The 21,918-nt window shown below is 60.4% G+C and carries 15 protein-coding genes; 13 read left to right on the top strand and 2 right to left on the bottom strand.

The window, feature by feature from the left end; translation table 11 throughout:
* The first annotated feature begins 246 nt into the window (after nucleotides 1-246).
* The 5 genes from J3T93_RS04785 (at nucleotide 247) to J3T93_RS04765 (ending at nucleotide 8,443) form a co-directional block, all read left to right on the top strand.
* Complete coding sequence (locus J3T93_RS04785) at nucleotides 247-1,422, top strand: NAD(P)/FAD-dependent oxidoreductase (RefSeq protein ID WP_267430740.1); 1,176 nt, start codon at nucleotides 247-249, stop codon at nucleotides 1,420-1,422.
* Between the two features lie 301 nt (nucleotides 1,423-1,723).
* Nucleotides 1,724-2,776: a cytochrome d ubiquinol oxidase subunit II gene (cydB, locus tag J3T93_RS04780; RefSeq protein WP_267400541.1), complete on the top strand. Its 1,053-nt coding sequence runs from the start codon at nucleotides 1,724-1,726 to the stop codon at nucleotides 2,774-2,776.
* A gap of 60 nt (nucleotides 2,777-2,836) precedes the next feature.
* Complete coding sequence (locus J3T93_RS04775; protein ID WP_267430739.1) at nucleotides 2,837-4,807, top strand: ABC transporter ATP-binding protein/permease; 1,971 nt, start codon at nucleotides 2,837-2,839, stop codon at nucleotides 4,805-4,807.
* Entirely contained in the window at nucleotides 4,785-6,686 is a 1,902-nt protein-coding gene (gene cydC, locus J3T93_RS04770) for a thiol reductant ABC exporter subunit CydC (RefSeq protein WP_267430738.1), read from the top strand. The genes J3T93_RS04775 and cydC overlap by 23 nt, the downstream gene beginning before the upstream one ends.
* Nucleotides 6,687-6,949: 263 nt before the next feature.
* The gene (locus J3T93_RS04765; RefSeq protein ID WP_267430736.1) at nucleotides 6,950-8,443 is read left to right on the top strand and encodes a cytochrome ubiquinol oxidase subunit I; all 1,494 of its coding nucleotides are present in this window, start codon (nucleotides 6,950-6,952) and stop codon (nucleotides 8,441-8,443) included.
* A gap of 219 nt (nucleotides 8,444-8,662) precedes the next feature.
* Here J3T93_RS04765 and J3T93_RS04760 read toward each other — a convergent pair whose 3' ends face one another.
* Nucleotides 8,663-9,622, bottom strand: a complete 960-nt coding sequence (locus J3T93_RS04760; protein WP_267430734.1) for a polyprenyl synthetase family protein — start codon at nucleotides 9,620-9,622, stop codon at nucleotides 8,663-8,665.
* A gap of 240 nt (nucleotides 9,623-9,862) precedes the next feature.
* On the opposite strand from J3T93_RS04760, the gene J3T93_RS04755 reads away from it, so the two are divergent.
* Complete coding sequence (locus J3T93_RS04755) at nucleotides 9,863-11,329, top strand: serine/threonine protein phosphatase (protein ID WP_267430733.1); 1,467 nt, start codon at nucleotides 9,863-9,865, stop codon at nucleotides 11,327-11,329.
* A gap of 16 nt (nucleotides 11,330-11,345) precedes the next feature.
* Here J3T93_RS04755 and J3T93_RS04750 read toward each other — a convergent pair whose 3' ends face one another.
* A complete protein-coding gene (locus J3T93_RS04750; protein WP_258561538.1) occupies nucleotides 11,346-12,146 on the bottom strand; it encodes an IclR family transcriptional regulator in 801 nt (266 codons plus the stop codon).
* Nucleotides 12,147-12,281: 135 nt separating this feature from the next.
* Here J3T93_RS04750 and leuC point away from each other — a divergent pair, with 135 nt between their 5' ends.
* From leuC to J3T93_RS04715, 7 genes are all read left to right on the top strand, one after another.
* Nucleotides 12,282-13,685: a 3-isopropylmalate dehydratase large subunit gene (leuC, locus tag J3T93_RS04745; RefSeq protein WP_267430732.1), complete on the top strand. Its 1,404-nt coding sequence runs from the start codon at nucleotides 12,282-12,284 to the stop codon at nucleotides 13,683-13,685.
* A gap of 51 nt (nucleotides 13,686-13,736) precedes the next feature.
* Nucleotides 13,737-14,423, top strand: coding sequence for a 3-isopropylmalate dehydratase small subunit (gene leuD, locus J3T93_RS04740; protein WP_267430731.1), 687 nt, complete (start codon nucleotides 13,737-13,739; stop codon nucleotides 14,421-14,423).
* A 114-nt stretch (nucleotides 14,424-14,537) separates the two neighbouring features.
* The gene (locus tag J3T93_RS04735; protein WP_267430730.1) at nucleotides 14,538-15,497 is read left to right on the top strand and encodes a CPBP family intramembrane glutamic endopeptidase; all 960 of its coding nucleotides are present in this window, start codon (nucleotides 14,538-14,540) and stop codon (nucleotides 15,495-15,497) included.
* Between the two features lie 169 nt (nucleotides 15,498-15,666).
* Nucleotides 15,667-18,354, top strand: coding sequence for a type II CAAX prenyl endopeptidase Rce1 family protein (locus J3T93_RS04730; protein WP_267430729.1), 2,688 nt, complete (start codon nucleotides 15,667-15,669; stop codon nucleotides 18,352-18,354).
* A 103-nt stretch (nucleotides 18,355-18,457) separates the two neighbouring features.
* Nucleotides 18,458-19,510: a CPBP family intramembrane glutamic endopeptidase gene (locus tag J3T93_RS04725; protein ID WP_267430728.1), complete on the top strand. Its 1,053-nt coding sequence runs from the start codon at nucleotides 18,458-18,460 to the stop codon at nucleotides 19,508-19,510.
* Nucleotides 19,511-19,650: 140 nt separating this feature from the next.
* Nucleotides 19,651-20,982, top strand: coding sequence for a UDP-N-acetylglucosamine 1-carboxyvinyltransferase (gene murA, locus J3T93_RS04720; RefSeq protein ID WP_220236834.1), 1,332 nt, complete (start codon nucleotides 19,651-19,653; stop codon nucleotides 20,980-20,982).
* Nucleotides 20,983-20,999: 17 nt separating this feature from the next.
* A complete protein-coding gene (locus J3T93_RS04715) occupies nucleotides 21,000-21,893 on the top strand; it encodes a lysophospholipid acyltransferase family protein (protein ID WP_267430727.1) in 894 nt (297 codons plus the stop codon).
* The last annotated feature ends 25 nt before the right edge of the window (nucleotides 21,894-21,918 follow it).

Here is a 21,918-nt window from a genome sequence, read left to right as displayed (position 1 = left end):
TGCGTTTCTCAGAAATGCTTCCGGTTTCCAAAGAGGCGGCCGGTCGTGTCCATGAGAGTCGTCCGCGGTGTGAGCAAGCAAACAAAAAGAGGAGGCCCGGCAGGCAGTCATGTCAGAGTTTCCGATGGTGGAATCTGATACGTTGAGCATAGAAGTTTGAGTGATGGACCCGGTCATCGGCTGATCGGGCGGCATCACCCAGTGTTTGAGTCATTGTACGGTTTTCTTTGGTAAAGGTGCGTGAACATGACGACAATCATGGTGTTAGGAGCCGGTTATGCGGGCCTTCGCGTGGTCAAGAGGCTGGCTCATGCCAAGACGGATGCCCATGTGGTGCTGGTCAACCAGAATGAGTACCACTACGAGTCCACCCAGCTGCACCAGTTGGCGGCGGGAACCAAGGAGCCAGCGGATGTGGTCTTCGACCTGCGCAAGTCTCTGCCTGATTCGGTGACACTGATCGTCGACAAGGTGGTCGGCATTGATCAGGACAGCCATCGGGTGAGCCTGGAGCATCACGATCCCCTGTCCTACGATTACTTGGTCAACGCCCTGGGCTTCGAGTCCGAAACCTTCGGCATCAAGGGGGCCGAAGAGCATGGATGGCCCATCGTGGACGTGGACACCGCTCTGGCAGCCCGCAGGAAATTGGAGCAGACGCTGGCCCGCTACCAGACCAGCCATGATCCGCTGGACCTGAGCATAGCGGTTTGTGGCGCGGGCTTCACCAGCATCGAGTACCTGGGCGAGCTGGTCTATCGGCTGCCTCAGCTTTCGAAGCGCCTGGGCTTCCCCATGGATCGGGTCAAGGTGGACTGCATAGAGGCGTCGCCCAAGATTCTGCCCATGTTCAGCAAGGACCTGGTCGACTGGGCTGTGGATTATCTGAGCAAGCGGGGAGTCAACTTCCACACCTCGACCCCTATCACCGAGGTCAAGCAAGGTGCCGTGGTCTCCAATGACCAGGAGTTCAAGGCCCATACGATCATTTGGACAACGGGCGTACGTGGCAGCCACGTTATTGCCGATTCAGGGTATAATCAGAAGCGCAACCGTGTAGTGGTCAGGGATGACCTATCGGTGGAGCAGCATCCAGAGGAGTTCCTGGTGGGTGATGTGAGCGCCGTTCCCGACCCCCAGTCAGGTCGGCTCTACCCAACCACTGCACAGATTTCGATGGCCCAGGCTGATACCGCGGCCGCGAATGTCCTTGCCAGAACGCGGGGGCAGGAGCCTCAGCGGTTCACCTTCCGGAGCGAAGGAACTGTGTGCTCCCTTGGCCCTCACGCCGGGGTCGCCGAAATCGACCGAATGGGGACGCTGAAGCTCAGGGGCAGGATGGTCTCGGTCCTGAAGTGGATCGTCAACGAGCGGTCGGTCCTTGAGTTGGCCGACGTGCGTACCATGCTGGAGAGCAACTGAACCAGCGTCTCAAGGAATGCAAGGGACAAGGCGATGAAAGAGGGGAGGACGAACATGATTCAGGACACGAGGAAGTCGCCGCATCGGTCTGCGACGGAAAGCATGTTCGTTCCGCTCCAGCCTTGGATCGGATCATTCGCGGCGAGGATTGCCATTGGCCCTGCGTTCATCAATATGATTGACTACCTCCTGCTCCTTCTCATTCCGGCGGAAACCCCGGCCGACTGCGGCTTCCGCCAGGAGTGCGGAGATCCCGCGCCCGTATGCGGATCGGCAGGAGCGAGAGGAGAGTGGCATTAGCATGAGTTTCCTACAAGGTTTGTGGTTTTTCGTCATTGGCCTGCTTTTTGCAGGGTTCCTCCTGCTCGAGGGGTTCGACTTTGGCGTTGGCATGGCTACCAGGTTCGTGGCCCGCGATGGTGATGAGCGTGCCACCTTCATGAGGGCCATCGGCCCCCACTGGGACGGCAACGAGGTCTGGCTGATCACTGCCGGCGGCGCCATGTTCGCGGCTTTCCCGCTCTGGTACGCCTCCCTCTTTTCGGGGTATTACATCCTGCTCTTCCTGGTGCTGGTCGCCCTGATCCTGCGCGGAGTCTCATTCGAGTTCGCCTCCCATGCACTGACCAGCCGTGAACGTGGCGTATGGCAGTGGGCCAACTTCATCGGCTCCCTATTTGCGCCCTTCTTCCTGGGTATGATGCTGACCAGTCTGATCCAGGGCATTCCCATGGATAAGAACGGCGATGCCTGGCCCGGGTTCTTTGACGTGTTCAACTGGCTTTCCGTGGTAGGCGGCATAGCAGTCGTCTTCTTCAGCTTCGTCCACGGCCTGCATTTCCTGAGCCTGAAGCTTGGAGCCATGGATTCACGCCGGATGCTCAACGTCAGCGAGAAGGCCTATTGGATCGCCTATCCGGCACTGGTCGTCTTTGTGCTCCTGGCCATCTTCAACACCGACTTCTACAAGGCCCGCCCCCTGTCCACCTGGCTGATCACTGTGATCATTCTGGCATCCGTCATTGGAGGCCACCTTGCTGTCTTCAAGAAGCACGGCGGCTATGCCTTCACCTGCTCGGGCATCACTTTGATGGCCATCATCGCCTTTATCTTCAACGGGCTCTTCCCCCGTGTGATGATTGCCGACAATCCGGCTCACGACCTGCTGATCCAGGATGCCTCGGCTTCTCCGCTGACCATGAAGATCATGACTGTGGTGCTTTGCATCCTCCTGCCCATCATGCTGGCCTATTTCATCTGGAGCTACTTCATCCAGCGCAAGCGGCTGGAGACCGATGGCGCCCATCTGACCTCGCCTGTGGCCCCTTCGGCCACCGTGGCTGAGACCCTCTGAAATTCAAGGGGCAGGGGAGGCAGCGCCGACAGGACCGGAGGACATCCGAAGGGTAATGCATTGATCGACAAAAATCTCTTCCGTTTCGATGGAGTCCGGTCCACCCTGGGCCTGCTGGCCGGCCTGTCCCTGGTCCAGGGAATCGGTGTGGTGGCTCAGGCCTATGGACTTACCTTGGCTCTGGTGCGCATTTGGCACCTTCAGAACCTCAGTGTGCTGGTGGCGCCAGTGCTGATCTTTTTGGTCGCCTACACCTGTCGGCAGCTCTGCGACGTGGCCAAGGATCGTATCGCCACCGATCGTGCCGATGCCGTCGTGGCGCAGCTGCGGCCCCGAATTCAGGACAAGGTCTTCTCGCTGGGCCCATCGGCTCTGGCCCGGCGCGGCACAGGATCGGCCGTCACCATGTTGGTGGACGGACTCGACCAGGTGCGCACCTATGTGTTGACGGTCCTGCCCAAGCTGATGGATCTCATTTTCATCCCCCTGATCGTTCTGGTCATGGTCTGGGCACAGGATGCAGGTTCCGGTCTGATTCTCCTGCTTATGCTGCCCCTGCTCATCTTCTTCATGGTCATCCTGGGCCTGGCCGCCAGGGATCGCTCCAGTCGACAGTACGCCCAGTTCCGAAAGCTCAACACAAGGTTCATGGATACGGTCTTGGGCCTGCCGACCCTGAAGATGCTGGGCATCGACAAGGAGTACGAGGACGAGATCTATTCGGTATCTGACCGCTTCCGGAAGAGGACCATGAGCGTTATCCGGGTGGCTATGACCTCCACTTTTGCCCTGGACTTCTTCGCCACTTTGGCCATCGCCATCATGGCGGTCTTCTTGGGCAACAGCCTGATCGATGGCAAAGCGGAGCTCTTTCCCTCCCTGCTGGCCCTGATCTTGGCTCCCGAATACTTCATGCCTATTCGCCAGTTCGGAGACGACTTCCATGCAACACTGAACGGCAAGAATGCCTTGGATGACATCGTAGACATGCTGGCCCAGCCTGAGCCTAAGCGCTTGGAGGAGCTGGACTGGTCCGGGTGGAAGCAGGACAGCCACCTGCACCTGGAGGGAATCGACTTCGCCTATCCTGGCCCCAAGCCGTTGCAGAGCAATGCTTCAGCCGGGGCGCAGATGGATGCCATGGCCAAATCCGAGAATCAAAAGACCGGCAAGAAAAGCAATAAGCCCAAGGCATCCAAGGGTCATGACGGTGATGGGATGCCGGTTTCGGTGGCATCCAATTCCGGAGCATCGCGAGGAACCGAAGTCGAGGATGTTCCGGAGTCACAGGTCCGCCGGGTCGACAGCGATGCCGAGGAGCAGCCCCTGGCCCTGAGCGGGCTGGAGCTGGACCTGCGCGGCTTTTCCAAGGTGGCCGTCGTCGGCCGTTCAGGAGCAGGCAAGTCCACATTGATGGATTTGCTGGCCGGCTTTGAGCAGCCCAAGGCGGGCAGCATCGACTTGGACGGTCATCTGCTGGAGCACTGCAATGCGGCTGCCTGGCAGCGGCACATCAGTTATATTCCCCAGAACCCCTTCATCTTCCATGGCACCGTGGCTGACAACATCCGCTTCTACAACCAGGATGCAGACGATGCTGCGGTGGCTCGTGCAGCCGACCAGGCCGGGTTGACCGACTGGCTAAAAACACTGTCCGACGGTCTGAACACCCGAATCGGTGAGGGCAACCGTGGCATCAGCGGCGGCCAGGCTCAGCGAATCGCCCTGGCCAGGGGCGTCTTGGACCCCTCACGCGAGATCCTGTTGTTTGACGAGCCCACCGCCCACCTGGACATCGAGACGGAATACGATCTGAAGCAGACACTGCTGCCCATCATGAACGGGCACCTTGTCGTCCTGGCCACCCACCGCCTGCACTGGCTGGCCAACATGGATTGGGTGATCATGCTGGAGGATGGACGGATTGTAGCCCAAGGCGATCCGCGCGAGCTGATCGGTCAGGGCGGGCCCTTGGATGATCTGATCAACGAGATGGGGGGGAACCAGATTGCCGACTACCAGCAGGACTGATGCCGCCGGAAAAGGCGGCAGGAGGGCGCCGAAGACCTCCCGCCGCGGCCGCGGGCTGTCAGGCTACATGCAGATCTGGCACCGGGATCATTGGTTCTGGCCCTACCTTCGTCAGAACAAGGGGTTGCTTGCCCTGATCTTTTTCCTGGGGGCCATCACCTTCGTCTGCGCGGCCGGGCTCATGTTCACCTCGGGCTTCCTGATCAGCAGGTCGGCCCGTCACCCCTTCAACATTTTCGCAGTCTACGTGCCGGTGGTCCTGACTAGGGCCTTCGGCATCGGACGGCCGTCATTCAAGTACCTGGAGCGCATCAAGAGCCATGATTGGGTGCTCCGAGTAGTCTCCAAGCTGCGGGTTCAGCTCTATCGCACCCTCTCGCAGGATGCTGCCTTCCTGAACGAGCATGAACGCACGGGCGAGGTTTTGGGCATGCTCTCGGACGACCTGGACCATTTGGAGAACTTCTACCTGCGCACCATCTTCCCCACGGTCGTGGCCTATATTATGTGGGTGGTGGTCACCATCGCCGTAGGCGTCTTCTCCTGGCTGACCTCGCTCCTGCTCTTCCTGCTTTTCGCCTTGATCCTGATCCTGGTCCCGCTGGTCTCGCTGGCTTATTCAGACGGGCGCTATGACATGGAGAAGGCAAGGCGGCAGGACCAGTACACTGCTGTAACTGAGAGCTATATGGGCCTGGGGGATTGGGTGATCACCCGCCGCCGGCGGCGGTTCGTGGATATAGCGTCCGACGATTTCAACGACATCGCCAATGGCCGTAGGCAGCAAAAGCGGTTTGAGCGATGGCGCAATTGCGGCATCCAGATGATTTTCGCCCTCATGGTGGTGGCTCTGATCGTTGGAGCGGATCTGCGTATGACCAGTTCCACCTCCGTTGCGGACTTCGCGGCAGCAGTGGTCCTGGCGGTTTTTCCTTTGGTCGACTGTTTCATCGTGGTCTCCCAGGCGGTGGCTGAGGTTCCCCTTTATACGGACTCTCTGGGCCACCTGAATGAACTGACCGAGCGGGTCGAGTCCCGGCGGATTCCGGCCAGTGCTCAGACCAGGCTGGAGGGGCCGATCAGGTCGATCGTTTTCGATCATGTCAGTTTCTCCTACGGGCCTGATGACCCGCTGTTGCTGGACGACTTCAGCCTGCGGATCGAGGGTGGACAACGAGTGGCCCTGCTCGGTCCCAGCGGTGAGGGCAAGACAACGGTTCTTCAGCTGCTTCTGGGCGACCTGCGCCCCACCAGTGGCCGCATCCTGATCAATGGAATACCGGTCGATGCCTTGCAGGACCAGCGTCCCGAGCTTTTCGGCTATTTGAACCAGCAGGCATTCCTCTTCAATACCACGATTGCCTCCAACGTGCGTCTGGGTGCTCCACAGGCCGATGACGATCAGGTCCGCCAGGCCTTGAAGGCTGTTCAGCTGGATAAGGTTGTGGCGGGCATGCCCCAGGGAATCGACACGCCGGTGGAGGAGGCCGGCGGCCGTCTTTCAGGCGGGCAGCGTCAGCGTGTGGCCTTGGCCAGAATCGTGCTCAAGCGCACTCCCATCATTCTTTTGGACGAGCCCACCATCGGTCTGGATCCCATTACCGAGCGATGGCTCATGGCTATGATTTTCAGAGTAAGCCAAAAGCGCACACTCCTTTGGGTGACCCATCACCTGCAGGGGCTGGAGGAGGCCGACCAGGTCATCTTCATGCAGGACGGTCACATCGTCATGCAAGGGCGCCCGGTCGACCTGTATCGGGAAAACGCACGTTTCCGTGAACTTTATCGCATGGATGTCTCGGACGTGGACAAGAGCGACGGTCAAGGGATATACTTGGACTGGCAGTCAGATTCGGATGGACGGAACCCTGTTGAATGACCATCAGGCTGTTTTCCGGGCAGTGAGCTTTGCGCGGTTGCCAGGTCGTCGATCTTGGCGGATGGCTTCCCTGCTGGTTGTTGCATGCCGACAGTTCATGGACTGTACGGTATGGAAGCCGAAGCCCGGAGAAGCGGCAGGATCGCTAAGCCGGGGAGGGCCAAAAGGCTTTCGTAGGCAAGAAGTCCGGTCACATCTGAATCCGTTCGGATTCGACCCGTGCACTCACGCCCGACGAATCACTGCAGAGATTGGGAGGAACGATGTTCACTGTATTGGGATTGTCTAGATTCCAGTTCGCCATGACGACGATATTCCACTTCTTCTATGTCCCTATGACCATCGGTCTGTCCCTGGCGGTCGCGATCATGGAGACCATCTATGTGGTGACCAAGAAGGATGTCTACAAGAAGATGACCATGTTCTGGTCCAAAATCTTCCTGCTCTCCTTCGCAGTCGGCGTGGTCACTGGGATCATCCAGGAGTTCCAGTTCGGCATGAACTGGTCCAATTACTCCAGGTTCATGGGTGATATCTTCGGTGCCCCATTGGCCATCGAAGCCTTGCTGGCCTTCTTCCTGGAATCCACATTCATCGGTGTGTGGATGTTCACTTGGAACCGCTTCAAGCCGGCTGTGCATGCGGTCTTCATCTGGCTGACCTTCCTGGGCTCATCCATGTCGGCCATCTGGATTCTGGCTGCCAACAGCTTCATGCAGCATCCGGTCGGCTTCGAGATCAACCAGGCCACCGGCCATGTGCGTCTGACCGATTTCGGCGCCGTGGTATCCAACCCTCAGTTATGGATAGAATTCCCCCACGTCTTCTTCGCTGCCGTCTGCACAGGGGCTTTTGTGGTCATGGGCTGCAGCGCCTTCAGCCTGCTGAGGATGCATCTGGGCAACAAGGATAAGGCCGTGGCTGCTGTAGAGGCTGACTCCGATAAGCAGGCCAAGGTCAACTTCTTCACCAAGTCCATCCGTCTGGCCGCCCTGATGGGGCTGATCGGCTCCATCTGCGTGATTACCTATGGTGATCTGCAGGGCAAGTACATCGTGACCGATCAACCTATGAAGCTGGCCGCCACTGAGGGCATCTACGAGGATACCGGCGATCCTGCCCCCTGGACGGTTGTGGCTTTGGTCAACGAGAAGGATCACAAGGTCGACGGGTCTGTCGAGGTTCCAGGCGCCATGTCCATACTGGCTTACGGCAAGAGCACAGGGGCCGTCAAGGGCATGAACACCATCAACAAAGAGCTGCACGAGAAGTATGATGCCAAGTATGGCAAGGATATGAACTACTACGTACCGGCCGCCACCCTTTTCTGGGTCTTCCGCCTGATGGCCGGAGTCGGCTTTGCCTTCGCTCTGATATCCGCATTGGTGCTTTGGTTTACACGCAAGAAGAAGAACACGCTGTTCACCACTCGTTGGAAGCTCTGGATCATGGGTATCTTTACTTTCGTCCCCTTCGTGGCCACGACCAGCGGCTGGCTGGTGACGGAGCTTGGACGATATCCATGGCTGGTCTACGGTTTCCAGACCATTGCCGATGGAGTTTCGCCGACGAGCACGGTGCCAAACCTGCTCTTCACCTGCACTGTCTATTTCCTCCTCTTCCTGGTACTGGGCGGAGTCATGGTCTTCTATACCAGGAGGACCCTGCACCAGGGACCCTTCTACCGGCCGGATGACGGCAATGGGCCGCAGACCGCCAAGGTGCATGGCGCTCCCGCCCGGGTGGCCTTGGCCTGACGGCTGGCTGGCTAGCTGGCTAGCTGGCCCACCCTCTCTTCCCCTTCGGCAAGCCCCCGTTTCGGACCTCACGGTTCGGGACGGGGGCTTTGCTGTCATCAGGCCTTGGCGTCAGTGGGGGGGCAATCCCGAGCATGAAGCGAATGTTTTGGCGAATGCTCGGCATATGCATGATATCCGACCGGCTTCGCTCCCTCTCGTTTGGTAGTGCCGATTCGGTCAGATCTGAGCGGTTATCGTAGTTGCCATGCCCTGAAGCAGGTCGCGCACGCCTTTGGCCACGGGGGAATCCTCCAGACTGTCTACAGCACGCCGCAGATAGTCCCTGGCGGTTTGCCGACTGCTCTCCATCAGGTGGGGATGGCTTCTGAAGTAGGCGACCACCTGGACAGGATCGTCTTGCTGGACCAGTGTTCTGAAGTTTTCATCCTCCTGGAATCCCAGCAGAACCGGCAGAGTGTAGATCCCATCGCGGATATCCTCCAGCTTGGGCTTGCCGGTGTCGTGATCCAGATCAAAATCATTGATGTCGTCGATGATTTGGAAGGCCATACCCAGATTACTGCCGAAGTTTCGGGCAGTCCGTTCCAGTGCCGGGTCGGTTGGCTGGCCGTCGAGGCGGATCCCGGTCAGGCAGGCCAGGCGGAAGAGGGCCGCCGTTTTGCCGGAGATGGCTCGGTCGTAGTCGTCTATGGTTATCTGGGTGTGGTGGCGGTCGGACTCCTGATAAAGCTCCCCGCCTACAATTTCGCAGACTGTGCCGGCCTGCTCCCTGATAAAGGCTGTATCAGGGGCTATGGAGGCCATGATCTCCATGTAGCGCGAGAGGATCAGATCTCCCAGATAGATGGCGGCCTTGTTGCCTCGGATGGTGTGGACCGTAGGCTTGTTGCGGCGGATGGGGGCACTGTCCAGAACGTCGTCGTGAACTAGCGTGGCCAGATGGAGCATCTCGATGGCGGCTGCGCCGGTGATGACAGTGTCGTCCATCAGTCCTTCAGTGCTGGTGCCGGCTCGGGCAAAGAGGACCACCATAGCGGCTCGGATCATCTTGCCGTGGTTGTCCAGCAGTCGACGGTAATCCTCCTGATAGGGAGCCACGTGGGTGCGCTCTTGGTGCAGGCGGTCGACGACCCGCTCAAGATCCTTGCGCAACAGGAGCCCTTGTCCTTCTGCCATGGAGGTATGCTCCCTCTCGCTTGTTGAGAACCGCAACATATTCAATATACCAAGTACAAGACCATGCCCGGAGATCATTGGCCCGGTCCTGGCTGCCGCTGTGGCCAATGTGGCCAATCTCACACCCTGCTGGGCAATCCTCCGACCTAGGACGAAGGATGCCATCTTCACGGGCCATTTCTGGGAAGTGGTTGCACAGATCGGGCGATGGCCGAAGCCAGGTGAAGTAGGCTGGGATATATGAGTCAGCATTACCACGCGTATCAGGCCTGCCCACAAGGCGGCGAGGCAGGGCATGATCGACCGCTGTCCGTTTCGGCCCGGCTAGGGCGACTTCAGTTCCATCACTCGGGCAAGTTCAGACTTTTGCAATTGGCCGATGTCCAGGAGGGCCCCAAGGTCTCTACGGACACGATCAGGCTGATAGGCGCGGCCTGTGATGCAGCCAGGCCTGATCTGGTGGTCTTCTCGGGCAACCAGGTGGCCGGTTACGACACGGCCTACGAGCACACCTTCCGCAAGAGGCGTTGGAGTACCCCTCTGGATGGCATCTACTCAGCAGGTCTGAGCATGGGCGGCGCCCTGGGACTGGGGGGAGCCTCGCTGAGGCGCTCCTCCAAGCCCCAGAATGGCCAAGCGGCTGCGGGCCGCCGGGGATCGGAGCATGGAGAGACCGGCAGGGGTGCCGAGCCTGTACGTCGGCAGAATATCAAGCACACCGAGGACCTGGTCCGTAGAACCGTCGGTCTGATCACCGGCCCGCTGGTAGAACGGGGGATTCCCTTCGTCGTTACCTACGGCAATCACGACTTCCAGTGCGGTCTAGACACCGATCAGATGGATGCCATCTACCGGGAAGTGCCCGGTTGTCTGAACCCAGAGGCTACGGTCGCCCATCCGGATCGGGTCCACGCGTTGATCGGGTCGGCCCTGCCCTCCCAAACGGCCTTCGTCTGTGCCCCAGGCACTTTCGCCCTGCCAGTGGCGGATTGCGACGGTCAGGGGGTGGTCATGGGCCTGGTCCTGCTGGACTCCGGCGACTATGCCCGCTCCGGCGGCTATGGCCCGCCTTCGGCCCAGGCCCTGGACTTCCTGGCGGCCGTCCCGGATCTCTTAGGCAACCGATCCATGGTGTTCCAGCACATGCCAATTCCCCAGTTCTATGATCTGCTTAAGCCAGTGCCGGCCACTACGGCTTATGCGGTCCAGGGCTACCGAAGCTTCGACTCCCATTGCTACATCCTGGATGAATCGCGCACCTGCCCTGGCTCCTATCTGGGCGAGGGCGTCTCCTGTCCGGACGAGGACAGCGGGGAGTATGACCTGCTGACCCGCGACGGCGGCTACTTTGCTCTCTTCGCCGGGCATGACCATCGCAATGGCTTCGTCGGACGCAGTGGTGACCTGACTCTGGGGGCAACGCCCACATGCGGATTTGGCTCCTATGGACCGGTGCCCGGCAAGCGGGCGGCACGGCTCTTCGAGTTCGACATTCGCCATCCCCATAATCCGCGCACCCAGCTCCTGGAATTCGGCCAATTGGTGGGACGGCCCGGATCCCACAAGGTCTATACCTTCGCCATGAGCCATGTGCCTACCTCTACTGGGGATGCGGTCAATCTGCTGCGTCGGCCCGGATTCCTGGCAGGTGGCCTGACGGCCCTGGCGGGGCTGATTGCCTCTTGGCGCTCCACCAGGCGGCCGTGAAGAGCCAGAAATCCGCTCAGACCCTGTGATGGGCGGGGGATGAGGCTCGCAGCAGGGCTTCGGTCAGGTATTTGCCAGCGGCCATGACCAGAGGGGCGTATCGCCTTCCCGGCGTGGTGGACATGCGGTTGACAGGCCCGGAGATGGATATGGCTGCCATGACTTGTCCGGATCCGTTGCGGATTGGGGCCGAAATGGAGCATACCCCCTCTTCTCGCTCATTGATGGACTCGGCCCAGCCGCGCTTGCGGACCGTGGCCAATGTGGCCGTGTTGAACTTGGCATGCCTCAGACCCTGATGAAGGCGCTCAGGCTCCTCCCAAGCCAGCAGAATCTGTGCAGCCGACCCGGCCTCCATGGACAGCAGAGCGCCTACGGGGATGGAGTCACGCAGGCCGGAGGCGCGTTCCACTGCGGCGATGCAGATCCGGACCTCGCCTTGGCGGCGGAAAATCTGGGCCGACTCGCCCGAACGGGTAAGCAGTGTATGCAGGATGGGCCCTGAGGCGGTCAGCAGGCGGTCTTCGCCGGCGGCAGCGGCCAGCTCGGCGAAGCGGGAGCCCAGGACAAAGCGGCCATGCGCGTCCCGCAGCACGAAACGGTGGCGCTCCAAGGCGATGGCCAGTCGGTGGGCCGTGGGTCGGGCCAATCCGGTCGCGTTGACCAGCTGGCCCAGGGTCATGGGTCCGGTCTCCAAAGTATCCAGAATCCGCACTGTCTTGTCCAGAACGCCGACGCCCGAATGAATCTCCTCCTGATGCAGGTTCTGATCATTCGCCGAAGGAAATCTGTCGTCGTTCTTAGAAGGTGTGTCCATGGTTGAATTATGCCATCTCAGTATATGAAATGCAAAAGTTCATAATCGTTGGGCAGTTCCATACTCAGTGATGAAAGGCCGACGGGGAGCCGGCGAGGTTGGCGCCCTGGCCGGTGCAGGCTTGTAGGAGGCGATATGGGACGCACAATGGCGGAAAAGGTCTGGGCTGACCATTTGGTCAGGAAGGGCCAGGGAGGCGAGCCCGATCTGATCTACATCGATCTGCAGCTCATGCATGAGGTGACCAGTCCACAGGCCTTCGAGGGACTGCGTCTGGCAGGCCGGAAGATCCGCCACTTGGACCAGGTCATAGCCACCGAGGACCACAACACCCCTACCATCGACATCGATCGACCCATCGCCGACAGGGTCTCGGCTTTGCAGATCTCCACCTTGGAGCGCAACTGTCGCGAGTTCGGGGTCCGCCTGCATCCATTGGGAGATGCGGACCAGGGCATCGTCCATGCCTTTGCACCCCTTCTGGGGTTGACCCAGCCCGGCATGACCATCGTCTGCGGCGATTCGCATACCTCGACCCACGGGGCCTTTGGGGCTTTGGCCTTCGGCGTCGGAACCTCCGAGGTGGAGCATGTTCTGGCCACCCAGACCCTGAGTCTGAAGCCTTTCAAGACCATGGCCATCACCGTCCGCGGCCAGCTCAAGCCGGGCGTGAGCGCCAAGGATGTCATCCTGGCAGTCATAGCCAGGATCGGCACTGGCGGCGGCCAAGGGCACGTTCTGGAATATCGGGGTGACGCCATTCGGCGCATGTCTATGGATGCGCGCATGACCATCTGCAACATGTCCATAGAGGCCGGGGCGAGGGCTGGGATGATCGCACCCGACGAGACCACTTTCGCCTACTTGGAGGGTCGGCCGCACGCCCCAAAGGGGGCCATGTGGGATCAGGCCCTGGACTACTGGCGGACTCTGCCCACCGATCCGGATGCAGCCTTCGACAAGGAGGTCATCCTGGATGCCGACCAGCTGACCCCCTACGTGACCTGGGGCACCAACCCCGGACAGGGCCTGCCCATCGCAGCTGATGTGCCTGTGCCAGAAAAGATCGCCGACCCGGCTAAGCGCCAGGCGGCCCAGGAGGCCATCGACTACATGGGGCTGAAGCCGGGGATGCCCATCCGGGACATCGCCGTGGACACCGTGTTTATTGGCTCCTGCACCAACGGACGCATCGAGGATCTTCGCGCGGCAGCGGCCGTTATGAAGGGGCATCACAAGGCCAAGAACCTCCATCGCGTCCTGGTGGTGCCGGCCTCTTCGCGAGTTCGCATTCAGGCCGAGAAGGAGGGGCTGGACCGCATCTTCGAGGACTTCGGAGCCGAATGGCGCAACGCCGGCTGCTCCATGTGCCTGGGAATGAATCCCGACCAGCTGGTGCCGGGGGAGCGTTCCATTTCCACATCCAACCGCAACTTCCAGGGTCGTCAGGGCAAGGGCGGCAGGACGCATCTGGCCTCGCCCGAGGTGGCTGCCGCGACGGCCATCAAGGGAACCATCTGCTCCCCGGCCGATCTGTAAGTCATCAATCGTTCGCCATCGTCATCGCCATCCAGAAGGCAGGAGGTTATCATGGAGCCACTTTCCGTTGTAACCGGGGTAGGGGTGCCCTTGCGCCGCTCCAACGTCGACACTGATCAGATCATCCCCGCCGTGTTCCTGAAGCGGGTGCAGAAGACCGGCTTCGAAGATGCGCTCTTCTACGCCTGGCGAAGGGATCCGAATTTCATACTCAACAGGCCCGAATATTCGGGTGCCCGCATCCTGGTGGCCGGGCCGGATTTCGGCATCGGATCCTCGCGCGAGCATGCGGTCTGGGCTCTGCGGGACTATGGCTTCCGCGTGATCATCGCCCCCCGTTTTGCTGACATCTTCTATGGGAACACCGCCAAGAACGGGGTCCTGGCCGCCATCATGCCCCAGGAATCAGTGGAGTTGCTCTGGAAGCTCCTGGAGGAGGACCCCGGCGCCGAGATGACCGTGGACCTGGGCGCTCGCACGGTTACCTGCGCGGATGTGACCCTGCCCTTCCAGGTGGACGACTATGTGCGATGGCGGCTCATGAACGGCTACGACGACATCGATCTGACCCTGCAGCACGAGGATGATATCCGTGCCTATGAGCGCATGCGGGCTGAGCGATTCCCCTTCAAGCCGCGTACCCTGCCGGCCCGGCACATGCCCGAAGAGCCAGTCACTTCAGCCAGGGAGAGTCAAATCGACTGGCCTGGTCCCCTGGCTGACCGCGGCATCATCTGACCGACGGGCCGAGCGCCTTTATATGAAAGTCATTCGCTCCCTCTTCGCCTACCATGGAATGTGCCAGTCATTGGTCGACTGTGACCGGCTGGCAAACAAAGAGGGGCGATTATCATGAGGCACAGCAGCGGCGATGTGCACAACTGGGGCGTCAGACAGGCAGTGAATGCCCTAAGTGCTTTTGCTTTCATTTATGTGGCCATTGAGACTCTGGCAGGCCTTCTGGGAGGCAAGGTGGTTCTGCCTGCTCTCTTCCCACACGCTTCCAAGGAGCAGTACAACGGTCCTTTGTCGGACTGGACAGTGGTTATCTCCGTGGTGCTGGCCCTGCTGTTTGCCTTGATCAGTCAATGGCCGGTCATCGTAGGCCATGAACGGCATGGCCAGGACCAGGTGCGTTGGGTCACTGCGCGCAGATTCAGCCTGCTGGCGTTGATCATCGCCCTGGCCTGCTTCTTCCTCAGTCAGCTTGTGGCCGGGGCGGCTAACTCCGGACTAAGTGCCATTCTCTCCGGTACTGGTCTGCATCCGCCGACCGCGTCTGACGACGGGGGCATGGATACGCCGATCATGCTCTTCTATGGCATTCTTTTGGGGCCCTTTGCCGAGGAGCTGGTCTTTCGTGGGGTCATCATGAACGGCCTGCGCCGCTTTGGTCGAGTATTTGCCATTATTACCTCTTCTCTGCTTTTCGGCTTCATGCATGGTTCCTTGGTTCAGGGTCTGTTCGGTTTCGTCTCCGGCTTGGTTCTGGGCTATCTGGCCATGGAGTACGGGCTGGTCTGGTCCCTGCTGGTGCACATGCTCAACAATGCCTTCTCTTCAGGTCTGCTGGCCAAGTACATGTCCCTGGCACCCGAGGTGGTTCGCATCGGCCTAGGTCTGCTCATGATCCTGGTGTTGCTGACCGGAGTCGTCGGACTGCTGTTCAAGATTAGGGCTCTCCGTGATTACTGCCGCAGCAATCGCGCTCCCAAGGGGATATACGCTTCCTGGAAGGCGCCCTGGTTCCTGCTCTTCTGCCTGGCATGCCTGCTGATGGCCCTGAGCGAATTCGTGCCGGGGCTGGCTTGACCGGGCAGTCGGTAATGCCGGCCCGTTGTCGGGGTTCTGTCGAGAGAAGGGCGGGGTCGGGCTAGACTCGGATATGCGGTGTCAAGATAAGAAGACGGGGAAAGGTTCGTGTCGCTGGACGTCCTTGACGGCCGTACGGTAGTGCATGAAGGGGAAGGATCATCGACGGATGAGGGATGATGAGGATCGCAGCAGCGGCAGCGAGTCTGCCAATGCCCAAAGCGATCAGGGGCGCTGGAAAGTGTCGCGCTCCTCTATTGCCCTCATGACCGCAACCCACAGTGCCAGCAAGGACTACGCACGCCACTGGGATTATGAGGAAGGATCCGTCGACCTGCCACCCTTGAGCCTGCCGGGGGAGGCCGTGGATGATGGATTGGCCTACCCGGGGCGGATAGCTCATAGGAAGACGGCGGTTCTGGGTGATGAAGGAGCCGGTGGCAAGGGGCACAAGGGTGCCCTGCCAGTCGGTGAACGACCTTCGGTGCTTCCCGGATCCTATAATTTTTTGAACTCGGTCACCATGGCCAGTCAACCGGAAGTTCCTGCGTTTCCTCCGACAGGCCTGCCAGCTGATGGGCACGGCGGGAAGGATTCTAGCCAGGAGCCGTCCCCGCGGCGCGTGATGGTTCGCCGAGAGCTGGAGGCTTCCAGGGCCACCGGGACGGCCAAAGAGACCCCGGCACAGCAGGAGCAGCCTGCGGTCGAGGTCGTCTGGTCCTGGACCAAGCCCGAGACGAACAAAGGTCCGGTCTTCTCTTGGAATATGCCCAAGCGTCGTAAGCCCTCCGCAAGCACTCGTGCAGGCAAACCTGCAGCTTTCGTGGCAAAGACTTCATCCGTTCCTGCGTCATCTGCCAATGCCGTCAATTCATCTGCTCTGGCACCTTCCAAGGCTGAGCAGGAGTCTTCAAAAGCTTCTGCTCCCGCTCCTTCTTCAGTCGATACAGCTGAACCCAAATCGGTGACCACGGCCGGAACGCCATCGGCCTCTGGTTCTGAGGATCCGATGTCTGCGAAACCGGGTTCGGAGGTCTCTGCACCTGCAACTTCCGTGGTATTCGCCGACCGACCAGTCGTTGTCCGTCGCTCGGATGCGGACTGGGATTCCCTGGTCACTGGTTCGTCGGCTCCAGCGGAGAATGATGCTGGTACACGATCCGCGGTCAGCGAAGCCGATCATCATGGGCGTCGGGTCTGTTCGACTCCACGGGTAGTTGTCCAGCCTACTGCAGTCGCCGGTAACGGCTCCGGTGGTCGGGTCGTTTCGTCAAAGGCTATTGACGGACAGGGGACTGCGCTCGCGCAGAAGGATCGTGTCGGTCAGCCCATGCAGACCGGCCAAGAAGGCATTGCCGTTCAGTCTGCTCCCTCCGGAACTTCTGAGGCTGTGAACGCAGCTCCAGGGACGCAGTCGGTCGTCCAGTTTGCATCTTCGCCGACGTCCGCATCCTCTCCGGGTGCTTCGGTAGCTCTTGCTGCCAAGGCTGCCGAGGCTGCTGCAGCTGCCGTGGCTGCCAAGGCCGAGTCGGCCGAGACCGAGGATGCCGCGACGGACGCAACCAAGCCGTCCGGCTCTTCGCATGGTTTTCGCAAGCGTTTCGGGGGTCTTCATCTCGGCCTTCCCGCCAGAGGCCATGAAAAGGGTGGGGAAGCCCGTCGGCCGTCCAAGCGGCGATCTGCTCGTAACCGCACCCGTCCTTCAGTCGAGCCGACAGCCCCCAGGGGCGTTTCCAATGCTTCGGCAGCACCCGTCGCAGGCGCAAGCCGTCCGGTGCCGGTCGGTTCACAGCCGATTGCTGTTCCAAGTGAACTTGATGCTGCCAAGCCAGCTGCTGCAGTTGCGGCCCAATCCCAAGGTCGGGCAGAATCGCAGACGGCTAAGCCCGCTGCCCAAAAGTCCACCGCCTACACAGCCAGTTCGGGGGTTCTTCATGCCGTCAACGGGCAGGCCGCCTTCGCTTTCGTCTACCTGGCCATATCCGTTCTGGTGCTCATGGTCGGTTCGGGGATGATTCTGCCTGCCATCATGGAACAGGTCAAAGACCCCGGGTCCATAGCCTTCCTATCCGATGGAATTACCCTCCTGTCGGCCCTGCTGGCGCTGACCTATGCCTGCATTTCAGAGTGGAGCGTTATTCGAGGTGAGGATCGGCGAAGAGAGGACGCCGTCCATTGGCGCACAGATAGAAGAATGACGCTGGCGGCTCTGCTGGCTCTTATAGCAGTTCTCCTGCTCGGCCAGGGGATGGTCCATGAACTGAACAAGTTCTTCAACCACTTCTGTCTGCTTCTGCACATCCCCTCCTTGGCCTCGCGCAGCCTGCTGGTCACAGGCACGTCCTCGCCGATGATGGCCCTGTATGCCCTCCTGGCGGTTCCCTTGGCTGAGGAGCTGGTTTTCCGCGGCATCATCCTCAACGGACTGCGTCGGTTTGGCCGGGTCTTTGCCATTCTGACCTCATCCCTGCTTTGCGCCCTGCTGCAGTGTGATCCGGTCTCTGGGCTTTGGATCTTCCTGCTGGGGCTGGCATTGGGATACTGCTCCCTGGAGTATGGTCTGATCTGGGCCATCGGAGCCCGTGTGGTCGGCGATCTGCTCTTCAGCGGTCTGCCCAACCGTTATCTGATGAGCGCCTCGCGAACTGCCCGTCTGCTGGTTTTGGCAGTGGCTCTGGTCTTGATGCTGGCTGGGTTGCTCATGTTCTTCCTGCACCGCGCCAGTCTCTTGGATTACTGGCGGCGCTATCGAGCCCCTAGGGGGACCTATGCGTCCTGGAGGCAGCCCTGGTTCCTGCTCTATTTGCTGCTCTGCCTGCTGCTGGCAATCTTCAAGTTCGTGCCCGGCCTGCTCTAGAGCATGATGCATAGGTGCCGCCGCTGGTGGCGTAGACTTGGACCAGCTGGAGGTCGGTGCTGAACGGCCAAACCTGCGGAGGATCATGAAAGGGCATGGTGACATGGGGCAGACAGCGACGGCAGCCGACGCGTCAGGGACCGGGCAGACTCAGAAGCCCAGACGAGGCACAGCGGGTCGCGCATGGATGAGCGCGGCCAGGGGCATGCTCAACCGTCAAGCGGCCCTGCTGCTGGTCTACCTGCTTATCATCAGCAGCGTCGGCCTTCTGTTCGGTGTTCTGGCTCAGATGGAGTGGAATGCCGTGTTTGATCCAGTGCCTGCTCACTCGGGATTTGTATATGTGACGAGACATGCCGACAAGGAGTATGGCGGCACCATCAATCTGATCGCCGCCTGCACAGGCCTCTGCTTCCTGGTCTTCACACGACGTCGGCAGATTTGCGATTCAGGCCCTCTGGGCATTTTCCACACGGATCTGCATCGCATGACCTGGCAGGTTCTGCTGGGGTGCTTTGCGCTGACGCTGACTGGGCAGACCCTGGCTGACTGGTATCAGTCAGGTATGGACTGGACCACGGCGCGGTTGGGAGTGCAGCAGTCCTGGACCACCACTGAGCAGATCCAGCAGGCTTCGGGTACCATTCCCATGTTTATTTACGTCAGCCTGCTGGCTCCCGTCATCGAGGAACTGGTCTTCAGAGGGGCCATCCTGCACGCGCTGAAGCCCTATGGCCATGTCTTCGCCATCGTCACCTCCGCCGTTATGTTCGGCTTCTTCCATGGCGATCTTGGCCAGGGGTTCTTCGCTTTCATTATGGGTCTGCTCTTGGGCTATCTGGCCTGCGAATACTCCATCTTCTGGTCCATGGCTCTGCATGTGTTCAACAACCTGGTCGTCAGCGACGGGTTGGAACTCCTTCTCGGCTTTATGAGCGACAATATGTCCTCCTACATAAACGTGCTCATGATGCTGGCAGGCATGCTGACAGCCGTCCTGGTCCTTTATCTGGGCCGTCATCGGATTGTCGCTTTTCTGCGGGAAAACCGCACCTATACGAACGTCTATGGTGCCTGGGCCTGCCCGTTCTTTATCATGCTGCTGCTGATCATGGGCTTCACGATGCTGGTCCCCTTCGTTTCAGCCGGCGCCTGACCAGTATCTGACTGGGTGGATGCTCTATGCCTGAGGCGACAATTCACGGTGTCCCCACACCCCCTGTGGCAGACTTGCAAATAGGGGCCGATGACGCGCCAAAGCCCGGCTCTGAGCGGATACGAGAAAGAAGCCGATAAATGCCCAAGGTGAATACACAGAATGATGTTCTGCATGTGGTGGGCGGCAGACCCCTGCATGGCACCATACAGGTCCGCGGGGCCAAGAACTTCGTCAGCAAGGCTATGGTGGCCGCCCTTTTGGCTCCTGGTGTCTCGGTACTCAAGAATGTGCCTGAGATCCGTGATGTCCAGGTCGTTTCGGATTTGCTGAGGCTGCACGGGGTCAAGGTGGATGTCCGCCCGCAGGAGGGCGTGGTCACCATCGATGCCAGCCATGTGGAGCTGGCCGACGTGGCCGACGTAGACACCCTGTCCGGCTCCTCCCGAATCCCCATACTCTTCTCGGGTCCGCTTCTGCATCGGATGGGGGAGGCCTTCATCCCCGCCTTGGGCGGTTGCCGCATCGGCAGCCGGCCCATTGATTTCCATCTGGAAACCCTGCGTAAGCTAGGGGCCGATGTTGACAAGGAGCATGAGGCCGGCATCCACATCACTGCGCCCGATGGTCTGCATGGGGCCAAAATCCACCTGCCTTACCCTTCTGTGGGCGCCACGGAACAGACCCTGCTGGCGGCCGTTCTTGCCGAGGGCCGCACCGAGCTGTCAGGGGCTGCGACCGAACCCGAAATCATGGACTTGGTGGCGGTCCTGCAGAAGATGGGCGCGCAGATCTCCGTGGACGTGGACCGGACCATCCGCATCGAGGGGGTGCCCTCCCTGAAGGGCTTCACCCATACTTCCCTGCCCGACCGGATCGAAGCTGCCTCCTGGGCCTCTGCCGCTTTGGCCACCCATGGCGACATCATGGTCGAGGGCGCCCACCAGCCTGACATGATGACTTACTTGAACGTCTTCCGCAAGATAGGCGGCCAGTTCGATGTACGCGACGACGGCATCCGCTTCTGGCATCCGGGCGGCGACCTGCGGCCCGTGGCCATCGAGACCGACGTGCACCCCGGGTTCATGACCGACTGGCAGCAGCCCCTGGTGGTCGCTCTGACCCAGGCCAAGGGTCTTTCCATCGTTCACGAGACCGTCTATGAGAATCGTTTCGGCTTCACTAAGCCGCTGATTCAGATGGGCGCTACCATCCAACTCTACAAGGAGTGCCTGGGGTCCCTGCCCTGCCGCTTCCAGCAGCGCAACTTCAACCACTCGGCTGTCATCTTCGGGCCCACCCCGCTGACCGGCCAGGACATCGATGTGCCCGACCTGCGTGGCGGTTTCAGTCACCTGATCGCCGCACTGACAGCTTCCGGCCCCTCCACCGTCCACGGCATCTCCCTGATCGACCGTGGCTACGAGGACTTCCGCGACAAGCTGCTGGCCCTGGACGCACAGATCGACTGATCCGGCAGGCATCATAGATGGCTTCCAAAGGCAAACCCTCCCCCCGGTCTGCGGTGCCTTCCTTGTCCGACCAGCAGGTGGCCCTGCTGGCCCAAAGGCACAGGCTGGTGGATCCGACCCGCTACTATCCCACTGGACACCGCACGCCGGCCCTGGACGAGATAGACGGTCAACACCCCGTGGGGACCACCCGTCTACTGCGCGGGGTCTCCCAAGTGGTGCGTGACTCCTGCCGGGTCTATGCCTGGGGGCTGGAGCGGGTGCCGCAGACCGGGCCTTTTATCACCGCAGCCACCCATGTGACCCAGTTCGATGTTTTCATTCCCATGATGGCCCTCTTCCACCAGGGGCGTCGTCCACGCTACATGGCCAAGGCCGAGATGGCCCATTGGCCCATGATTGGCAGCTGGTTCCGCATGGTGGGCATGCAGCCGGTGGAACGCAAGTCCGGCAAGGCCAGGTCGATTGAGGAGGAGTCGATCGGCATCATCACCTCCGGCAGGCCACTGACCATCTGGCCGGAGGGAACCGTGACCCGTGACCCCCTGAAGTGGCCCATGTCGCTCAAGCCCGGGGTCGGATTCATCGCTCTGGAGGCCTCGCGGCAGCTGGGTAGCATGGTTCCTCTGTATCCCAGCATCACCTGGGGGGCGGCTTCGATCAATCACAAGTGGCCCTGGCCTCGCAAGAACGTGGTCATGTGCTATGACCGGCTCCTTGACTATTCCGACCTGCTTGAAGATATGGATCAGTGGGGTGCGGAACCCCCCAAGCAGTCCGTGCATGCCTTCTGTGTTCGCCTGCGCAACCGTATGGAGGAGGTCATGGCCGAGATTCGTGGCGAAGAACCCCCAAAGGCTGGTTACTTCGACTACGTGACCATGACCCGTCGGCCCAGAAGCGAGCAATAAGGCCGGAACCCACCTCTAATTCCTC

This window comes from Bifidobacterium sp. B4111 (assembly GCF_026537235.1).
In the GTDB taxonomy this organism is placed as follows: domain Bacteria; phylum Actinomycetota; class Actinomycetes; order Actinomycetales; family Bifidobacteriaceae; genus Bombiscardovia.
Note: the sequence above shows the minus strand (reverse complement) of the source record. Positions and strands in the feature narration are given on the sequence as shown.

Excerpts from the sequence above, each read along its gene's own strand:
- J3T93_RS04785 (WP_267430740.1), top strand. The coding sequence starts at position 247 with ATGACGACAATCATGGTGTTAGGAGCCGGTTATGCGGGCCTTCGCGTG.
- cydB (WP_267400541.1), top strand. The coding sequence starts at position 1,724 with ATGAGTTTCCTACAAGGTTTGTGGTTTTTCGTCATTGGCCTGCTTTTT.
- J3T93_RS04765 (WP_267430736.1), top strand. The coding sequence starts at position 6,950 with ATGTTCACTGTATTGGGATTGTCTAGATTCCAGTTCGCCATGACGACG.
- J3T93_RS04760 (WP_267430734.1), bottom strand. The coding sequence starts at position 9,622 with ATGGCAGAAGGACAAGGGCTCCTGTTGCGCAAGGATCTTGAGCGGGTC.
- J3T93_RS04755 (WP_267430733.1), top strand. The coding sequence starts at position 9,863 with ATGAGTCAGCATTACCACGCGTATCAGGCCTGCCCACAAGGCGGCGAG.
- J3T93_RS04750 (WP_258561538.1), bottom strand. The coding sequence starts at position 12,146 with ATGGACACACCTTCTAAGAACGACGACAGATTTCCTTCGGCGAATGAT.
- leuC (WP_267430732.1), top strand. The coding sequence starts at position 12,282 with ATGGGACGCACAATGGCGGAAAAGGTCTGGGCTGACCATTTGGTCAGG.
- leuD (WP_267430731.1), top strand. The coding sequence starts at position 13,737 with ATGGAGCCACTTTCCGTTGTAACCGGGGTAGGGGTGCCCTTGCGCCGC.
- J3T93_RS04735 (WP_267430730.1), top strand. The coding sequence starts at position 14,538 with ATGAGGCACAGCAGCGGCGATGTGCACAACTGGGGCGTCAGACAGGCA.
- J3T93_RS04730 (WP_267430729.1), top strand. The coding sequence starts at position 15,667 with ATGAGGGATGATGAGGATCGCAGCAGCGGCAGCGAGTCTGCCAATGCC.
- J3T93_RS04725 (WP_267430728.1), top strand. The coding sequence starts at position 18,458 with ATGGGGCAGACAGCGACGGCAGCCGACGCGTCAGGGACCGGGCAGACT.
- murA (WP_220236834.1), top strand. The coding sequence starts at position 19,651 with ATGCCCAAGGTGAATACACAGAATGATGTTCTGCATGTGGTGGGCGGC.
- J3T93_RS04715 (WP_267430727.1), top strand. The coding sequence starts at position 21,000 with ATGGCTTCCAAAGGCAAACCCTCCCCCCGGTCTGCGGTGCCTTCCTTG.